The sequence below is a fragment of the Streptomyces sp. NPDC029041 genome (assembly GCF_040637515.1).
Taxonomy (GTDB): Bacteria; Actinomycetota; Actinomycetes; order Streptomycetales; family Streptomycetaceae; genus Streptomyces.
Genome location: NZ_JBEZWO010000003.1, coordinates 38,067 through 52,590 on the forward strand (window position 1 = coordinate 38,067; position 14,524 = coordinate 52,590).

Genomic DNA, 14,524 nt, shown 5'->3' on the forward strand with positions numbered 1-14,524 from the left:
CGGTGCGTCCGAGGCCTCGGGGAACATCGCCACAGCCGTCGGCGCCGAGCCGCTGACCCCGGTTGCCCCTCGGAGCCGACTTCTTCCTCGCCGGTGGCGCGGCCCTGCGCCGGCAGGTCTCAGACCGCGCGCATCTCGCCGTACGTGGCGGCCGGCGCCCTGCGCGCGTCGAGCGCCCCGAGCGTGCCGGCCGTCAGCAGGGTCTGCGCCGCGATGTACGTGAGCATGATCCAGAAGTCCGGCGCGGGCGGCTGCGGCCACTCGGCCACACCGGTGGCGATGAGCGTGTCGGACAGCAGGAACAGCGCCCCGCCGAGCCCTGCGAAGAGACCGAGCCGGAGGGCGGACCGGTAGGCCATGGCGGTGAGCAGGAGGCTGTAGCCGGCGACGGGCACGCGCAGGTCCGCGGGCAGGTCCCGCCACAGCAGTGCGACGGTCGTCACGAGGGCGGTGGCGTAGCCGAGGGCCAGGGCGCCCGCACGCGCGCGGGGGACCGTGTTCCGGCTGCCGTACGCCGAGAAGAGCACGAGGTAGCAGATGTGGCCCGCCGCGAAGGAGGCCATCCCCGCCAGGAAGGCCGGCTCGGCGTCCGACAGCAGCAGGACGTCCCCGCCCCAGCCGAACAGCAGGGCGGCCAGGAGCGGCCGGGGCGCCTTGCGCAGGGCCGCCCACAGGGCCAGGAGCGGCATCAGCAGGGGCTTGGCGACGGTGTGACCGGCGTCGGCACCGGTCGCGAGGCAGACGAGGTCGACGGCTGCGGCGAGGCCGAAGGCGGCCGCGAGGAGACGTGAGAGGTTCACGCCGGGGCGCTCTTCCCGGCCGGGGCGGTCCCGGCGTCGGCGGCCGGCACGGCCTGGGCGAGGGACCGGGTCCCGGGGGCCGGGGCGCTGTCGGAAGCCGGCCCGCTCCCGGGAGCCGACGTGTCCTCAGGCACTGCCGTGCCCCCAGTCACCGGCGTGGTCGCGTCGGCCGGGGCCGGTGCGGCAGTCGGGGTCGGAGCCGGTGCGGAAGCCGCAGGTCCCGGCCCCCAGCCCGGTCCGCGGAACACGCGTCCCGCGCGCTCACTCCAACTGCGGGCCGCCCGCAGGTCCCTGGCGATGGCCACGTACTCGTGCGTGGCCACCTTGAGCAGGTTGTACGTGGTGATGTTCTTGGTCAGTCCGTACCGGGGCCGCTCGGTCTCGGCGACGAACGACCCGAACAGCCGGTCCCAGACGATGAGGATGCCGCCGAAGTTGCGGTCCAGATAGCCGCCCTGGGAGGCGTGGTGGACGCGGTGGTGGGAGGGGGTGTTGAAGACGAACTCGAACCAGCGGGGCATCTTGTCGATGCGCTCGGTGTGGATCCAGAACTGGTAGACGAGGTTCGCCGAGGAGCAGAACGCGAGCGCGGCGGGGTGCACGCCGGCGGCGACGAGGGGGACGTAGAACGGCCACACGGTCAGGGACGTCCAGGGCTGGCGCAGCGCGGTGGTGAGGTTGAACTTCCGGCTGGAGTGGTGGACGACATGGCAGGCCCACAGGATGCGGATGACGTGGTGGCCGCGGTGGGACCAGTAGTAGAAGAAGTCCTGCCCCAGCAGCATCAGCGGGATGGTCCACCACAGCACCGGCACGCGCAGCGGCGTGAGTTCGTAGAGGGCCGTGTAGATCGCCAGAATCGGGATCTTCCATACGAAGTCGAAGGCGAGGCTGCCGAGCCCCATGCCCACGCTCGTCGCGGCGTCCTTCGCCTCGTAACCCTCCGCGTCCTCGTCGGGATGGAGGCGGTAACTCACCATCTCGACCACGGTGAGCAGCACAAAGGCGGGGACGGACCACAGCACGACATCGGGCAGGTTCGGCATGCAAGCACCGTAGGACCGGCGGCCCGCCCCGGCCAGACGTTGTTACCGACAAGTATTACCGACGGTACGCGCTTGCTTCTTGGCGATCTCCGCCAATCCGGCACGAGGCGGATTCAGACCTCGCGGGACGGGACGCCCGGCTGATCGACTGAGGACCGATCAGACGTACCCCTCTCGAACGGACAAGCCGGACAACCGGCCTGAGGGCGTGTCGGAAGAGCCCGGCCCGCTCACCTGGCGGACGGTGGTGTCAGTCGTGGCCCGTATCCTCAATGACCATGCTGGAAGACCTGACGACCGCAGTGTTCTCGGCCACGCCGTGGCCGGCCGCGTATCCCAAGGGGTACGCGGTCGTTGACGTGGAGACCACGGGCCTGGCCCGGGACGACCGCATCATCTCCGCGGCGGTCTACCGGCTGGACGAGCGCGGCGAGGTCGAGGACCACTGGTACACGACGGTCAATCCCGAGCGCGACCCGGGCCCGGTGTGGATCCACGGACTGACGAGCGAGGCACTCGAAGGGGCGCCCCTCTTCCCCGACATCGCCGAGGAGTTCACGGCCCGGCTCGCGGGGCGGGTGCTCGTCGCGCACAACGCCGTCTTCGACTGGCAGATGATCGCCCGGGAGTACGCGCGTGCCGAGCGCGAGGCCCCGGTCCGGCAGCGGCTGTGCACCATCGCGCTCTCCAAGGAGCTCGGGCTGCCGTTGCCCAACCACAAGCTGGAGTCCCTCGCGGCGCACTTCGGCGTCGTCCAGCAGCGGGCGCACCACGCCCTGGACGACGCGCGCGTGCTGGCGGAGGCGTTCCGGCCGAGCCTGCGGGCGGCGGCGGCGAACAACGTACGGCTGCCGCTGCACGAGTGCCGGCCGCTGACGGAGTGGACGGACCGTCCCGCCACGCCCCGCATCGGGCAGCAGGCGGGCCCCGGAGGCTACGGCGGCTACCGGCCGAGCAGTTGGCGCCCGTCCCGTAAGCGCCCCGCCTGCCCCTACCCCAACCCCGGGCGCTACGAGGCGGGCGGGCGGCTCAAGCAGGGCATGCGGGTCGCCTTCTCCGGCGACACCTCCACCGAGCGGGACCTGCTGGAGGACCGTGCGACCGAGGCCGGGCTGCATGTGGCCACGAGCCTGTCCCGCCTCACCAGCCTGCTCGTCACCAACGACCCGGACTCGGGCACCTCCAAGGTCGTCAAGGCCCGGCAGTTCGGCACGCCGGTCGTGGACGAGGCGGCCTTCGGGCAGCTGCTCGCGGACGTGGAGCCGGCGTCGGAAGGGTGAGCCGCACCAAAGGGGCGGGCCGCGCCGCCGGGGTGGCCCGCCTCACGAGGTGACCGTACGGACGGGTGATTGCCGGGCGACTCGCCCGGCACCCGCTCGCTCGCACGGGGACGACGGCTCACCCTGTGGCGCATGGCGACCTGTGAGGTATGTGGCAATCAGTACGGAATGACCTTCGAGGTGCACGCGCAGGGCGCGGTGCACGTCTTCGACTGCTTCTCCTGCGCGATCCACCGCATGGCCCCCATCTGCGAGCACTGCCGGGTGCAGATCATCGGCCAGGGTGTCGAGGTGGAGGGCCACTGGTACTGCGGCGCCCACTGCGCCCGCGCGGAGGGAAAGGCAGGAATTGTCGACAAGGTCTGAACCCCTCCCCGGCCGAATGCACCCCACGACCGAGTTGTACGGTCGTGGGGTGTACCGCTTCCTGATGTCCCGGCAGTGGGTGATCCTCTCGTTGATCGCCCTGCTCCTCATCCCCACGATGATCAGGCTGGGCATCTGGCAGATGCATCGCTACGAGGAGCGCACCGCCCGGAACCAGCTGGTCACCGACGCGCTGGCGGCCGATCCGGTGCCCGTGGAGAAGCTGACCGCGCCCGGGCACACCGTGACCAGCGCCGAGCGGTACCGCACGGTGAGGGCGAAGGGGCGTTTCGACACGGAGGACGAGGTCGTCGTCCGGCGCCGCACCAACTCCGACGACGAGGTCGGCTATCACGTCCTGACCCCGTTCGTCCTCGACGACGGCAAGGTGCTGCTGGTCAACCGGGGCTGGATCCCCTCCGACGGCCCGAGCCAGACGACGTTCCCCAAGATTCCGGCGCCGCCGAGCGGCGAGGTCACCGTCAAGGGGCGGCTGATGCCCGACGAGACGACCGCGTCTAGCGGCATCAAGAACCTCCAGGGCCTGCCGGACCGGCAGATCATGCTGATCAACAGCGAACAGCAGGCCCGGCGCCTGGACGCCCGGGTGCTGGGCGGCTACATCGCCCAGACCGCCCCCGAGCCCCAGGGCGACGTCCCCGAGCTGCTGGGCGACCCCGGCAAGGAGGACGCGGCGCTGAACTACGCGTACGCCGTCCAGTGGTGGCTCTTCTCGGCGGCCGTCCCGGTCGGCTGGGTGGTCCTGGCCCGCCGCGAAGCCCGGGAGCGGGCCCAGAAGGCAGCCGAGGAATCCGACACGCCGGAGACCGAGCCGGCGGCGGTCTAGTGCCGCGGCAGGCAACGTTCGCCCGGTGAGGAGCGGCGTCCGGTGCGTGCTCTCGGCGCGCCGGCCGGGAGCCCTCGTACTGGATGTACTTGGGCTTTCGGCCGGTGCGGCGAGAGTGCGTGCCGGGCGTCGCGACGGGGCGAACGTTGCCTGCCACGGCACTAGACGCGGGCTGCGTGGATCCGGTCGCCTCGGCCCCCGCCGCGCCCCGGTCGGCGACGGCGCGCCACTCCCCCGGCCGCCGCCCTGATTGCCGCGGCGACTTGCCGGGAACTCGCACTGGGTGCCCAGCATCGAGGACTACGCGCTCATCGGCGACGAACAGACCGCGGCCCTGGTCGGTACGGACGGATCCGTCGACTGGTTGTGCCTGCCCCGCTTCGACTCGGCCGCCTGCTTCGCGAGACTGCTCGGTGACGAGGACAACGGCTTCTGGCGCCTCGCCCCCGTGGGGGCGGACCGCTGCACCCGGCGCGCCTACCGCCGCGACACCCTCGTCCTCGACACCGAGTGGGAGACCGGGCAAGGGGCGGTCCGCGTCACCGATCTGATGCCCCAGCGCGACCGCGCCCCCGACCTGGTCCGCGTCGTCGAGGGCCTCGACGGCGAGGTGACGCTGCACAGCGTCCTCAAGCTGCGCTTCGACTACGGCTCGATCATCCCCTGGGTGCGCAAGGCCGACGGCCACCGCGTCGCCGTCGCCGGCCCGGACTCGGCCTGGCTGCGCAGCGAGCCGGAGGTGACCAGCTGGGGCGAGGACTTCGGCACGCACGCCGAGTTCACCGTCAAGAAGGGGGAAAAGGTCGCCTTCGTCCTGACCTGGCACCCCTCCCACGAACCGCGCCCGCCGCTCGTCGACCCCTACGACGCACTGCGTCACAGCGTGGAGGACTGGCGGTCCTGGGTGTCGCACTGCCGCTACGACGGCCCCCACCGGGACGCCGTCGTCCGCTCCCTGATCACCCTCAAGGCGCTCACCTACGCCCCCACGGGCGGCATCGTCGCCGCCCCCACCACCTCGCTGCCCGAAGAACCGGGCGGGGTGCGCAACTGGGACTACCGCTACTGCTGGCTGCGCGACTCCACCCTCACCCTGAACGCGCTGCTCGCCGCGGGCTACCAGGACGAGGCGGAGGCCTGGCGGAACTGGCTGCTGCGCGCGGTCGCGGGCGACCCGGCGGATCTGCAGATCATGTACGGCGTGGCGGGCGAGCGCCGGCTGCCCGAGTTCGAACTGCCGTGGCTGTCCGGCTTCGTCGATTCCGCCCCCGTACGCGTCGGCAACGACGCCGTGAACCAGCTCCAGCTGGACGTCTACGGCGAGGTCATGGACTCCCTGTCGCTCGCCCGCGAGTCGGGCCTGTCCCCGCAGCCGGACGTGTGGGCGCTGCAGACGGCCCTGATGGACTTCCTGCGCACCCACTGGCAGCAGCCGGACGAGGGACTGTGGGAGGTGCGCGGCGGCCGGCGGCAGTTCGTGCACTCGAAGGTGATGGTGTGGGTGGCCGCCGACCGTGCCGTACGCACCCTGGAGCTCCATCCGGAGCTGGACGGCGACCTCGACGGCTGGCGTGCGCTGCGCGACGAGGTGCACGAGGAGGTGTGCGAGAAGGGCTACGACGCGGAGCGCAACACCTTCACGCAGTCCTACGGATCCCGTGAACTGGACGCCGCTCTGCTGCTCATCCCGCGCGTCGGCTTCCTGCCGCCGGACGATCCGCGGGTGATCGGCACGATCGACGCGGTCCGCGAGGAGCTGGCCCACGGCGGTGTTTTCCTGCGCCGCTACAGCACGGACGACGGGCACGTCGACGGGCTGCCCGGCGGCGAGGGCGCCTTCCTGGTGTGCTCGTTCTGGCTCGCCGACGCCCTGTCCATGACGGGCCGCACCAAGGAGGCCCGGGAGCTGTTCGAGCGGCTGGCCGGGCTCGCCAACGACGTCGGGCTGCTGTCCGAGGAGTTCGACCCGGTGACCGGCCGGCACCTCGGCAACTTCCCGCAGGCGTTCAGTCACATCGGGCTGGTGAACACCGCCCTCGCCCTGTTCGGTGGGGACGGGGCAGGATAGGGACCATGGATCTTGGACTGAAGGACCGGGTGTACGTCGTCACCGGGGCCACCCGGGGCCTCGGCAACGCCACCGCGCGTGAGCTCGTCGCGGACGGGGCGAAGGTGGTCGTCTCTGGGCGTGACGAGAAGAGTGTCGCCGAAGCGGCGGCCGGGCTGGGACCGAACGCGGTCGGGGTGGCCGTCGACAACGCCGACCCGGAGGCGGCGGCCCGGCTGATCGGGGCCGCCCGGGAGCACTTCGGCCGTTTCAACGGTGTCCTCGTCAGCGTGGGCGGGCCGCCGGCCGGGTTCGTCGCGGACAACACGGACGAGCAGTGGCAGTCGGCGTTCGAGTCCGTGTTCCTCGGTGCGGTACGGCTGGCCCGCGCCGCGGCCGCCGAGATGGAGGCCGGGGGCGTCATCGGGTTCGTGCTGTCCGGGTCCGTGTACGAACCGATCCCGGGGCTGACCATCTCCAACGGGCTGCGGCCGGGGCTCGCGGGATTCGCCAAGTCGCTCTCCGCCGAACTGGGGCCTCGGGGCATCCGCGTGGTCGGTGTCCTGCCCGGGCGCATCGACACCGACCGGGTACGGCAGCTGGACGCGCTGTCGGCGGACCCCGAAGCGACCCGGGCCGCGTCGGAGTCGCGGATTCCGCTGCGCCGGTACGGGGCGCCCGAAGAGTTCGGGCGGGTGGCGGCGTTCCTGTTGTCGCCGGCCGCTTCCTACCTGACCGGTGTGATGGTGCCCGTCGACGGGGGAGCACGCCACGGGTTCTGACCCGGTGCCGGCCGCGGGGCTGGTCGCGCCCGCGCGGCGGAGCCGCACATCGATCAGCCCCGCGCCCCTCGGGGCGCATTCCCGGAGTGCGCCGTCAACTCACTCTCTCCGCACCGTGCTTGACGCCCCGTAGGCGTACCTCCGCCGGAAGTGACGGCAGACCCGCCGACGTCTTCGCGTGGGCCAAGGGGCCGGCCGTGAAGTCGGTCAGGGCCGTCCCCGGGTCCACGTGCGGCTCCAGCGCGAGACGTACGTGGGCCTCGGGGGTGCTGCGGCGGCCCCTCAGGCGGGCGTGAGCCGCGTCCACACCGTCGACGTGGGCCGCCTCCTGGGTGAGGACATTCTCCAGGGCCCTGCCCCGCAGCAGCGCGCCGTCGCCGTCACCGGTGTCGACGAGCACCTCGGCGAGGCGGCGCCGGCGCAGGGCCGCGACGAGCCACCACAGGGCGAGCAGCAGCACGACGGCGAGGGCGGCGATGACGACCGGCCACCACCAGCCCTCGTCACGCCAGCGGGTGCGCTCGGCGTTGCTCAGCAGCACGTCGTGCTTGCTGTCGTGGATCCACCACGAGGGCACGGGGGCGCCCAGGCCGACGGCCAGGACGGAGCCGCCCAGCACCAGCAGGACCAGGCCCACCAGGCCGAGGAACACACGGTTGACGATCCTGAGCACCTTCGCTCACCCCTTCCGGCCGGGCCGCCGGACGCGCACCGACAGCGCGGGCGGCCGGGACAGCCCCAATCCCCCGACCGCGTCGGCGAGCACGCCGTCCAGATCGGTTTTCACGTCGTCCACTTCCCGGAAGTGCGCCGTCGCGCGCACGTCGGCCCGCCGCCGGCGGACCCGTACCCGTGCCGACTGCACGCCGGCCACCTCCATGGCCCGGTCCCGCAGCGCGGTGGCGGCGGCGTCCCGGTGCAGTCCGGCACGGACCTCGGTGTGGGTGCGCCGCATCGGGAGGACGTCCCGCAGGCCGGGTGTGGCGGCCAGGATCAGCAGCCAGAGACCCAGGACGGCGGCGACCCCGGCGCCGACGAGCACCCATGTGTCGTCGAGGGGGCGTTCGGCGAGTTGCCGCGCCAGTTCGCGCCGCCAGTACATGCCGGGCCGGCCGGCGCGCACGGAGACGATGTCGTAGAGGAACAGTCCGGCCAGGCCCACGAGCAGCAGGGCGACGACGCTCGCGGGGACGCGGCGCGCCGACCAGAAGCGGCCCTCGCGGCCGCCGTCGGCCCCGGATCCGGGCGGTGGCTCGTGGGCGTCCGAGGCGTCGGACCGGCCGGGTCCGCCGCCGTTCTTCGTCTCCCGCGCATCCGTCTTCTGCTCGTCGAGGACGGGAAGACGCTGTGTGGTGCCCTCGGGCGGCTGTGCGCCGTGGGGTTCGCTCATCGCGTCCTCCCCTGTAGGCCGGGCCCGGCCAGGTGCAGCCGCTCCACTTGGACGACGACCTCCGGCACCTGCATGCCCACCAGGTCTCCCACCCGCTCGACCACGTGGCGGCGCACCGTGCGGCAGCGGGCGCCGATGTCGCTGGGGTAGTCGAGTTCGACGTGGACGCGGACGTGGGCGACGTCGTGGTGCACGACGACGGACGCGGAGGGCCGGCCGGCGCCGGGCGGCAGCGTGCCGACGGCTTCGCGGGCCGCCTGCGAGGCGATCTTCGCGACGACCCGGTCGGCGATCCGTGTTCCGCCGCGCTCGCCCGGCGGGACGACGCTCAGGGCTCTGTCGAGCTCACCGGCCCCCGTACTCACCGGCGTCACCGCCGCCGTTCACGGACACGGAAGAAGTCGCCGAAGTCCATGTCCCCGTCCAGGAACCGGCCGACGACGAAGCCGACGGCGCCCAGCGCCGCCACCAGCACGAAGGCACCGAACCCGCCGAAGTATCCGGCGAAGGCCAGCGCCATGCCGGCGATCATGCCGACCACGGCCATGCTCATGCGCTCCTCAGCTCCTCAGCCGCTGTGTTGTCCGATGGCCCGTGCCTCACTGGATCCGGCGCTCCGGTTCCTCTTCCTCCTCGTCCGGCAGCTTCACGTCGCTCACCGCGATGTTGACCTCGACGACCTCGAGCCCGGTCATCCGCTCGACGGCGGTGATGACGTTCTCCCGTACGCCCCGCGCCACGTCGGCGATCGACACGCCGTACTCCACGACGATCTCCAGGTCGAGGGCGGCCTGCACCTCACCGACCTCGGCCTTCACCCCGCGCGTCACCGACTTCGCGCCGCCGGGCACCCGGTCGCGCACGGCGCCGAAGGTCCGGGACAGACCACTGCCCATGGCGTGCACGCCGTCGACGTCACGTGCGGCGAGCCCGGCGATCTTCTCCACGACGCCGTCCGCGATGGTCGTCCGTCCGCGGGAGCCCGGGTCTCCTCCCCCGCGCTTCACCAGCGGGCTCCTGCGCGCAGCCGGCGTGTCGGACTCCCCGCCCCGGTTCTCGGTCATGTCAGTCATCGCCGTACGTCCCTTTCGGTCGTCGTCCTTGGACCACCGTAAGCACGGTTACGCGGGAGCGCGCCTCTGATGCGGCAGGCTGGGGTAATGACGGCCGACCGATGGACGCAGGCAGTGAGACATCAGCTGGGAATCGGCAGGCTTCTGCCGCTGGGTGACGCGCGGGACGGCGCGTGGATCGCGGAGCGGGCCGCGGAGGAGGTGCTGAGGCGTGCGGTGTGGGACGCGCCGGGTGTGCGCCTCGGCATGCTCCGGATCGCGGTCGCCGACACGGCGGACACGGCCGAGCCGGCCGTGCCGGCTCCGCCGAGTGCGCTGCCGCCCGGGCCGCTGCGGGTGACGGCGGAGTTCGCCGCGACGGCCTCGCAGCCCCTGCCGGCGACGGCGACCCTGCTGCGGGAGACGCTGGCGACCGCGGCGAGCGGGCGGCTCGGCCTGACGGTGGCGGAGGTGGACCTGCGGGTGACGGGGCTGCTGGACGAGGACGAGGAGGGGCCTGCGGAGCCCACCCAGGGCCTCCCCGAACTGCCGGTTGCCGCGCAGGTCAAGGGCTCCGACGAGGCCCGGGTGGCCGCCGCCGCGGTCGGCGTCCCCGGGGCCCTCCATCTGACGGGCACGCTGGGCCACCCCGTGCACATCGAGCTGCTGTTCCCCGAGGGTGCAGCACTGCCCCACCGCCATGTCCGGCTGGAGCTGGCGGTGGGCTCGGACCGGCGGGCCCGGGACGTGGCCCGCGAGGTCCGGACGGCGGTCAGGCGGACGCTGTCGGATCACCCGACGGTGGCGGTCGTGGTGAGCGCGATCGGCTGACCGCGCTTCCGGCTCCGCCGGAGATGCCGCACGGGCCCGAGTGCGGTCGGCTGCCGGCCCTTCCCGCCCCCGGCCCGCGGGGCGGGAGCCAGGGCGGTCGGCTGGCCGCGCGATCGGCTGAACGCGCCTCCGGCTCCGCCCGGCTGTGCGGGGCGGGCGGGAGGGTGGTCGGCTGACCGCGTTTTGGCTCCCATCCGGCCGCGCCGCGCCGACGCGAGCGCGCTCGGCTGACCGCGCTTCAGGCCCCGCCGTGGCGTCTCGCGGGCGCGAAGGCGGCGGCTCGGGTCGTGTCCGGCGGGCTCAGTCCTCGATGCCCGCGAGGTCCCGCAGCCTGCGGGCCTGGGACTGGCGCTCGGCCGCGCGCTGCTCCTCGTACGTGCGGTCCTGGGCGCCGCGCAGCAGGGCCTTGGTCTCGATGACGGCGTCGCGGGGCGCGGCCAGCACGGCCGAGACGAGGTCGCGGACCGTGTCGTCCAGCTGGCCGGCGGGCACGGCGAGGCTGGCGAGACCGCTGTTCACGGCCTCCTCGGCCGTGACGAAGCGCCCGGTCACGCAGATCTCCAGCGCGCGGGCGTATCCGACGAGCCCCACCAGCGGGTGCGTGCCCGTCAGGTCGGGCACGAGTCCGAGGCTGGTCTCGCGCATGGCGAACTGCACGTCGTCGGCGACGACGCGCAGGTCGCAGGCGAGGGCGAGCTGGAAGCCCGCCCCGATGGCATGCCCCTGGACAGCGGCGACGGAGACGATGTCGCTGCGCCGCCACCAGGTGAACGCCTCCTGGTATTCGGCGATGGTCGCGTCCAACTCGGCGTCGGCGCCGCGCGCGAGGTCGATGAACGACGGCTCGCCGTCGAAGCCCTCGGGCGTGAACGCCTGTCGGTCGAGCCCGGCCGAGAAGGACTTGCCCTCGGCCCGCAGCACCACGACGCGGACGGAGCCCGGCAGCCGGCGCCCGGCCTCGGTCAATGCCCGCCACAGAGCGGGGCTCTGCGCGTTGCGCTTGTCCGGGTTGGTCAGCGTCACCGTGGCGATCGCGTCGTCGACGGTGAGCCGTACGCCGTCCTTGTCGAGTACGGGAACGAGGTCCTTGTCGGGCGAAGCCATGGAACGCCTCCGATGTGTGCGGTCAGCTAAGTGACTGCACAGTAACCACCCGGCCGATCAGTCGACCGACCGGGTGGCCACCATCGAAGCCGAGGGGCCACCCGGGGTCAGGCCGTGGCCTTCTTGCCCCGGGTCGCCCCGCCACGCCCTCGCAGCGTGACGCCCGACTCACTGAGCATGCGGTGCACAAAGCCATACGAGCGGCCGGTCTCCTCGGCCAACGCCCGGATGCTCGCACCGGCGTCGTACTTCTTCTTCAGGTCTGCCGCGAGCTTGTCGCGCGCGGCGCCGGTCACCCGGCTGCCCTTCTTCAGAGTCTCGGCCACCCGTGCCTCCTCATGGGAAGTGCGCTCTGGTCTCCTCATGATCACCCCTCCGGGCCTTCCTGGCCACCCATTCGGCAAGGTCCGTGAGACAAGGTTGTGACGACAGGAGCACCTCCCCACATACGGAATGCGGAATTCCGAAGAGTGCCGTCCGTACGGCCGAACGGATGGTGGAGGAAAAGGCCAGGTCAGAAAGGCGGCGCGGCCGAGCCCGGAAGGATCGGGGGCTCGGCCGCGATATCGATGTAGGACACACCTCGGTACGAGGAGATCTCACACAGATGATGGATCACCGTTGGGCCGAATGATCCATACGCCGTTGATCACGCATTCGATCAAGCGCCGTCGCCGCTCAGGCCAGGGCGACGAGATCCGCGTAGTCGGCGCCCCACAGGTCCTCGACGCCGTCCGGCAGCAGGATGATCCGCTCCGGCTGGAGCGCCTCGACCGCGCCCTCGTCGTGCGTGACGAGGACGACCGCGCCCTTGTAGGTGCGCAGCGCGCCGAGGATCTCCTCGCGGCTGGCGGGGTCGAGGTTGTTGGTCGGCTCGTCGAGGAGCAGCACGTTGGCGGAGGACACCACGAGGGTGGCGAGGGCGAGGCGGGTCTTCTCGCCGCCGGAGAGCACCCCGGCCGGCTTGTCGACGTCGTCGCCGGAGAACAGGAACGAGCCGAGCGTCTTGCGGACCTCCACCAGGTCCAGGTCGGGGGCGGCCGAGCGCATGTTCTCCAACACCGTGCGCTCCGGGTCGAGGGTCTCGTGCTCCTGCGCGTAGTAGCCGAGCTTGAGGCCGTGGCCCTCGATGACCTTGCCGGTGTCGGGCTGCTCCGCGCCGCCGAGCAGGCGGAGCAGGGTCGTCTTGCCGGCGCCGTTGAGGCCCAGGATGACGACGCGCGAGCCCTTGTCGATGGCCAGATCGACGTCGGTGAAGATCTCCAGCGAGCCGTAGGACTTCGACAGCCCCTCGGCCATCAGCGGGGTCTTGCCGCACGGGGAGGGCTCGGGGAAGCGCAGTTTGGCGACCTTGTCGGACTTCCGCTCGGCCTCCAGGCCGGCCAGCAGTTTGTCCGCCCGGCGGGCCATGTTCTGCGCGGCGACGGTCTTGGTGGCCTTGGCCCGCATCTTGTCGGCCTGCGAGTGCAGCGCGGAGGCCTTCTTCTCGGCGTTCTGCCGCTCGCGCTTGCGGCGCTTCTCGTCGGCCTCGCGCTGCTGCTGGTAGAGCTTCCAGCCCATGTTGTAGATGTCGATCTGAGCGCGGTTGGCGTCCAGGTAGAACACCTTGTTGACCACCGTCTCGACGAGGTCGACGTCGTGGGAGATCACGATGAAGCCGCCGCGGTAGGTCTTCAGGTAGTCCCGCAGCCAGACGATCGAGTCGGCGTCGAGGTGGTTCGTGGGCTCGTCGAGCAGCAGGGTGTCCGCGTCGGAGAAGAGGATCCGGGCCAGCTCGATACGGCGGCGCTGACCGCCGGAGAGGGTGTGCAGCGGCTGGCCGAGGACCCGGTCGGGCAGGTTCAGCGCGGCGGCGATGGTGGCGGCCTCGGCCTCGGCGGCGTACCCGCCCTTGGTGAGGAACTCCGTCTCCTGACGCTCGTACTGCCTCAGCGCCTTCTCGCGGGTCGCGCCCTGGCCGTTGGCGATGCGCTGTTCGTTGTCGCGCATCTTGCGGATCAGCACGTCCAGGCCGCGCGCGGAGAGGATGCGGTCGCGGGCGAGGATGTCGAGGTCGCCGGTGCGGGGGTCCTGCGGGAGGTAGCCGACCTCACCGGAGCGGGTGATGGAACCGCCGGCGGGCATGCCCTCGCCCGCCAGGCACTTGGTGAGGGTGGTCTTCCCCGCGCCGTTGCGGCCGACCAGGCCGATGCGGTCGCCCTTAGCGATGCGGAACGAGGCGTTTTCGATGAGGACGCGGGCACCGGCGCGCAGCTCGATACCGGAGGCGGAGATCACGGACAGACTCCAGGGCGGATACGGGGGCGGGATGGACGAATCAGGGGGTGCCGCGCGTAGCGCGCCGTTGGAAGGGCGGTGGCGGGCGACGGGCGGGCGTTCCCGCCGTCTAATGCGCGAGGAGAATGGCCATGGGGGACAGTCTAACGGGGGCGTGCAACCACTTTTTCTGTGTGCGGGTGTTCGATCACCGGCGGCCGGGCGCGGGGCCGTTGCCGGGGACCGGTGGAACACTGAGGGCGACAGCCCCGCGAGTCCCGAGGAAGTGATCGCCATGGCAGGCACGTCCGGCGGGCGTCCGAGCGTCTACCCGACGCTGTTGTACACGGACGCGAAGGCGGCGATCCGGCAGCTCACGGAGGCCTTCGGCTTCACGGAGCTGTCGGTGTACGAGGGCGAGGACGGCTCGGTGCTGCACGCCGAGCTGGCGCAGGGCAACGGCGCGGTGATGGTCGGCAGCAGGGGCCGGGGCGGCCTGTTCGACACGGCGATGAAGAACGCGGGCACCACGGGGGTGTACGTGGTGGTGGACGACGTGGACGGGCACCACCGCCACGCCGTGGAGCACGGCGTGGAGGTGCTCATGCCCCCGACGGACCAGGACTACGGCTCGCGGGACTACATGGCCCGCGACCTCGAGGGCAATGTGTGGAGCTTCGGCACGTACGCGCCGGAGATCACGACGGGCTGACGTCCCCCGGA

17 protein-coding genes are annotated in these 14,524 nt (G+C 72.1%); 7 read left to right on the top strand and 10 right to left on the bottom strand.

The features are described 5' to 3' along the window. Positions 1 to 119: 119 nt before the first annotated feature. Complete coding sequence (locus AB0F04_RS07420) at positions 120 to 800, bottom strand: lysoplasmalogenase (RefSeq protein ID WP_362038793.1); 681 nt, start codon at positions 798 to 800, stop codon at positions 120 to 122. Continuing rightward, complete coding sequence (locus tag AB0F04_RS07425) at positions 797 to 1,846, bottom strand: sterol desaturase family protein (protein ID WP_362038795.1); 1,050 nt, start codon at positions 1,844 to 1,846, stop codon at positions 797 to 799. Before AB0F04_RS07425 ends, AB0F04_RS07420 begins: the two co-directional genes overlap by 4 nt. 278 nt (positions 1,847 to 2,124) lie before the next feature. Between AB0F04_RS07425 and AB0F04_RS07430 the strand changes: the two genes are divergently transcribed. The 5 genes from AB0F04_RS07430 (at position 2,125) to AB0F04_RS07450 (ending at position 7,168) form a co-directional block, all read left to right on the top strand. Continuing rightward, the gene (locus AB0F04_RS07430; protein ID WP_362038796.1) at positions 2,125 to 3,126 is read left to right on the top strand and encodes a DEDDh family exonuclease; all 1,002 of its coding nucleotides are present in this window, start codon (positions 2,125 to 2,127) and stop codon (positions 3,124 to 3,126) included. Positions 3,127 to 3,258: 132 nt separating this feature from the next. Beyond that, a complete protein-coding gene (locus tag AB0F04_RS07435; RefSeq protein ID WP_078615365.1) occupies positions 3,259 to 3,492 on the top strand; it encodes a hypothetical protein in 234 nt (77 codons plus the stop codon). Positions 3,493 to 3,541: 49 nt separating this feature from the next. After that, complete coding sequence (locus tag AB0F04_RS07440; protein WP_362038798.1) at positions 3,542 to 4,339, top strand: SURF1 family protein; 798 nt, start codon at positions 3,542 to 3,544, stop codon at positions 4,337 to 4,339. A 283-nt stretch (positions 4,340 to 4,622) separates the two neighbouring features. Further along, positions 4,623 to 6,407 carry a glycoside hydrolase family 15 protein gene (locus AB0F04_RS07445; protein ID WP_362038800.1) on the top strand — a complete coding sequence of 595 codons (1,785 nt, stop codon included), beginning with the start codon at positions 4,623 to 4,625 and terminating at the stop codon, positions 6,405 to 6,407. 5 nt (positions 6,408 to 6,412) lie between these two features. Then, entirely contained in the window at positions 6,413 to 7,168 is a 756-nt protein-coding gene (locus AB0F04_RS07450; protein ID WP_362038803.1) for an SDR family oxidoreductase, read from the top strand. 94 nt (positions 7,169 to 7,262) lie between these two features. Here the strand turns inward: AB0F04_RS07450 and amaP are convergent, their stop codons facing one another. Genes amaP through AB0F04_RS07475 form a run of 5 tightly spaced genes read right to left on the bottom strand, consistent with a single transcriptional unit; the run spans position 7,263 to position 9,631 of the window. After that, positions 7,263 to 7,841: an alkaline shock response membrane anchor protein AmaP gene (amaP, locus tag AB0F04_RS07455; RefSeq protein ID WP_362038805.1), complete on the bottom strand. Its 579-nt coding sequence runs from the start codon at positions 7,839 to 7,841 to the stop codon at positions 7,263 to 7,265. A gap of 6 nt (positions 7,842 to 7,847) precedes the next feature. Beyond that, the gene (locus tag AB0F04_RS07460) at positions 7,848 to 8,558 is read right to left on the bottom strand and encodes a DUF6286 domain-containing protein (RefSeq protein ID WP_362038807.1); all 711 of its coding nucleotides are present in this window, start codon (positions 8,556 to 8,558) and stop codon (positions 7,848 to 7,850) included. Further along, positions 8,555 to 8,932, bottom strand: coding sequence for a hypothetical protein (locus AB0F04_RS07465; RefSeq protein WP_362038808.1), 378 nt, complete (start codon positions 8,930 to 8,932; stop codon positions 8,555 to 8,557). Before AB0F04_RS07465 ends, AB0F04_RS07460 begins: the two co-directional genes overlap by 4 nt. Next, positions 8,929 to 9,111 (bottom strand): hypothetical protein, encoded by a 183-nt coding sequence (locus AB0F04_RS07470; protein ID WP_033310926.1) that lies wholly within the window; start codon positions 9,109 to 9,111, stop codon positions 8,929 to 8,931. The genes AB0F04_RS07465 and AB0F04_RS07470 overlap by 4 nt, the downstream gene beginning before the upstream one ends. A 46-nt stretch (positions 9,112 to 9,157) precedes the next feature. Beyond that, positions 9,158 to 9,631, bottom strand: a complete 474-nt coding sequence (locus AB0F04_RS07475; RefSeq protein WP_351626157.1) for an Asp23/Gls24 family envelope stress response protein — start codon at positions 9,629 to 9,631, stop codon at positions 9,158 to 9,160. An 87-nt stretch (positions 9,632 to 9,718) separates the two neighbouring features. Between AB0F04_RS07475 and AB0F04_RS07480 the strand changes: the two genes are divergently transcribed. Beyond that, positions 9,719 to 10,441, top strand: a complete 723-nt coding sequence (locus tag AB0F04_RS07480; protein ID WP_362038811.1) for a nucleopolyhedrovirus P10 family protein — start codon at positions 9,719 to 9,721, stop codon at positions 10,439 to 10,441. 300 nt (positions 10,442 to 10,741) lie between these two features. Here AB0F04_RS07480 and AB0F04_RS07485 read toward each other — a convergent pair whose 3' ends face one another. The 3 genes from AB0F04_RS07485 to AB0F04_RS07495 all read right to left on the bottom strand — a co-directional run bounded on the left by AB0F04_RS07485 (position 10,742) and on the right by AB0F04_RS07495 (position 13,822). Continuing rightward, the gene (locus AB0F04_RS07485; protein WP_362038813.1) at positions 10,742 to 11,545 is read right to left on the bottom strand and encodes an enoyl-CoA hydratase/isomerase family protein; all 804 of its coding nucleotides are present in this window, start codon (positions 11,543 to 11,545) and stop codon (positions 10,742 to 10,744) included. A 107-nt stretch (positions 11,546 to 11,652) separates the two neighbouring features. After that, complete coding sequence (locus AB0F04_RS07490) at positions 11,653 to 11,871, bottom strand: helix-turn-helix domain-containing protein (RefSeq protein ID WP_010037790.1); 219 nt, start codon at positions 11,869 to 11,871, stop codon at positions 11,653 to 11,655. Between the two features lie 352 nt (positions 11,872 to 12,223). Then, positions 12,224 to 13,822 carry an ABC-F family ATP-binding cassette domain-containing protein gene (locus tag AB0F04_RS07495; protein ID WP_362038814.1) on the bottom strand — a complete coding sequence of 533 codons (1,599 nt, stop codon included), beginning with the start codon at positions 13,820 to 13,822 and terminating at the stop codon, positions 12,224 to 12,226. A gap of 274 nt (positions 13,823 to 14,096) precedes the next feature. Between AB0F04_RS07495 and AB0F04_RS07500 the strand changes: the two genes are divergently transcribed. Further along, positions 14,097 to 14,513, top strand: coding sequence for a VOC family protein (locus tag AB0F04_RS07500; protein WP_362038816.1), 417 nt, complete (start codon positions 14,097 to 14,099; stop codon positions 14,511 to 14,513). The last annotated feature ends 11 nt before the right edge of the window (positions 14,514 to 14,524 follow it).

Excerpts from the sequence above, each read along its gene's own strand:
- AB0F04_RS07425 (WP_362038795.1), bottom strand. The coding sequence starts at position 1,846 with ATGCCGAACCTGCCCGATGTCGTGCTGTGGTCCGTCCCCGCCTTTGTG.
- AB0F04_RS07430 (WP_362038796.1), top strand. The coding sequence starts at position 2,125 with ATGCTGGAAGACCTGACGACCGCAGTGTTCTCGGCCACGCCGTGGCCG.
- AB0F04_RS07435 (WP_078615365.1), top strand. The coding sequence starts at position 3,259 with ATGGCGACCTGTGAGGTATGTGGCAATCAGTACGGAATGACCTTCGAG.
- AB0F04_RS07450 (WP_362038803.1), top strand. The coding sequence starts at position 6,413 with ATGGATCTTGGACTGAAGGACCGGGTGTACGTCGTCACCGGGGCCACC.
- AB0F04_RS07460 (WP_362038807.1), bottom strand. The coding sequence starts at position 8,558 with ATGAGCGAACCCCACGGCGCACAGCCGCCCGAGGGCACCACACAGCGT.
- AB0F04_RS07470 (WP_033310926.1), bottom strand. The coding sequence starts at position 9,111 with ATGAGCATGGCCGTGGTCGGCATGATCGCCGGCATGGCGCTGGCCTTC.
- AB0F04_RS07475 (WP_351626157.1), bottom strand. The coding sequence starts at position 9,631 with ATGACTGACATGACCGAGAACCGGGGCGGGGAGTCCGACACGCCGGCT.
- AB0F04_RS07480 (WP_362038811.1), top strand. The coding sequence starts at position 9,719 with ATGACGGCCGACCGATGGACGCAGGCAGTGAGACATCAGCTGGGAATC.
- AB0F04_RS07485 (WP_362038813.1), bottom strand. The coding sequence starts at position 11,545 with ATGGCTTCGCCCGACAAGGACCTCGTTCCCGTACTCGACAAGGACGGC.
- AB0F04_RS07500 (WP_362038816.1), top strand. The coding sequence starts at position 14,097 with ATGGCAGGCACGTCCGGCGGGCGTCCGAGCGTCTACCCGACGCTGTTG.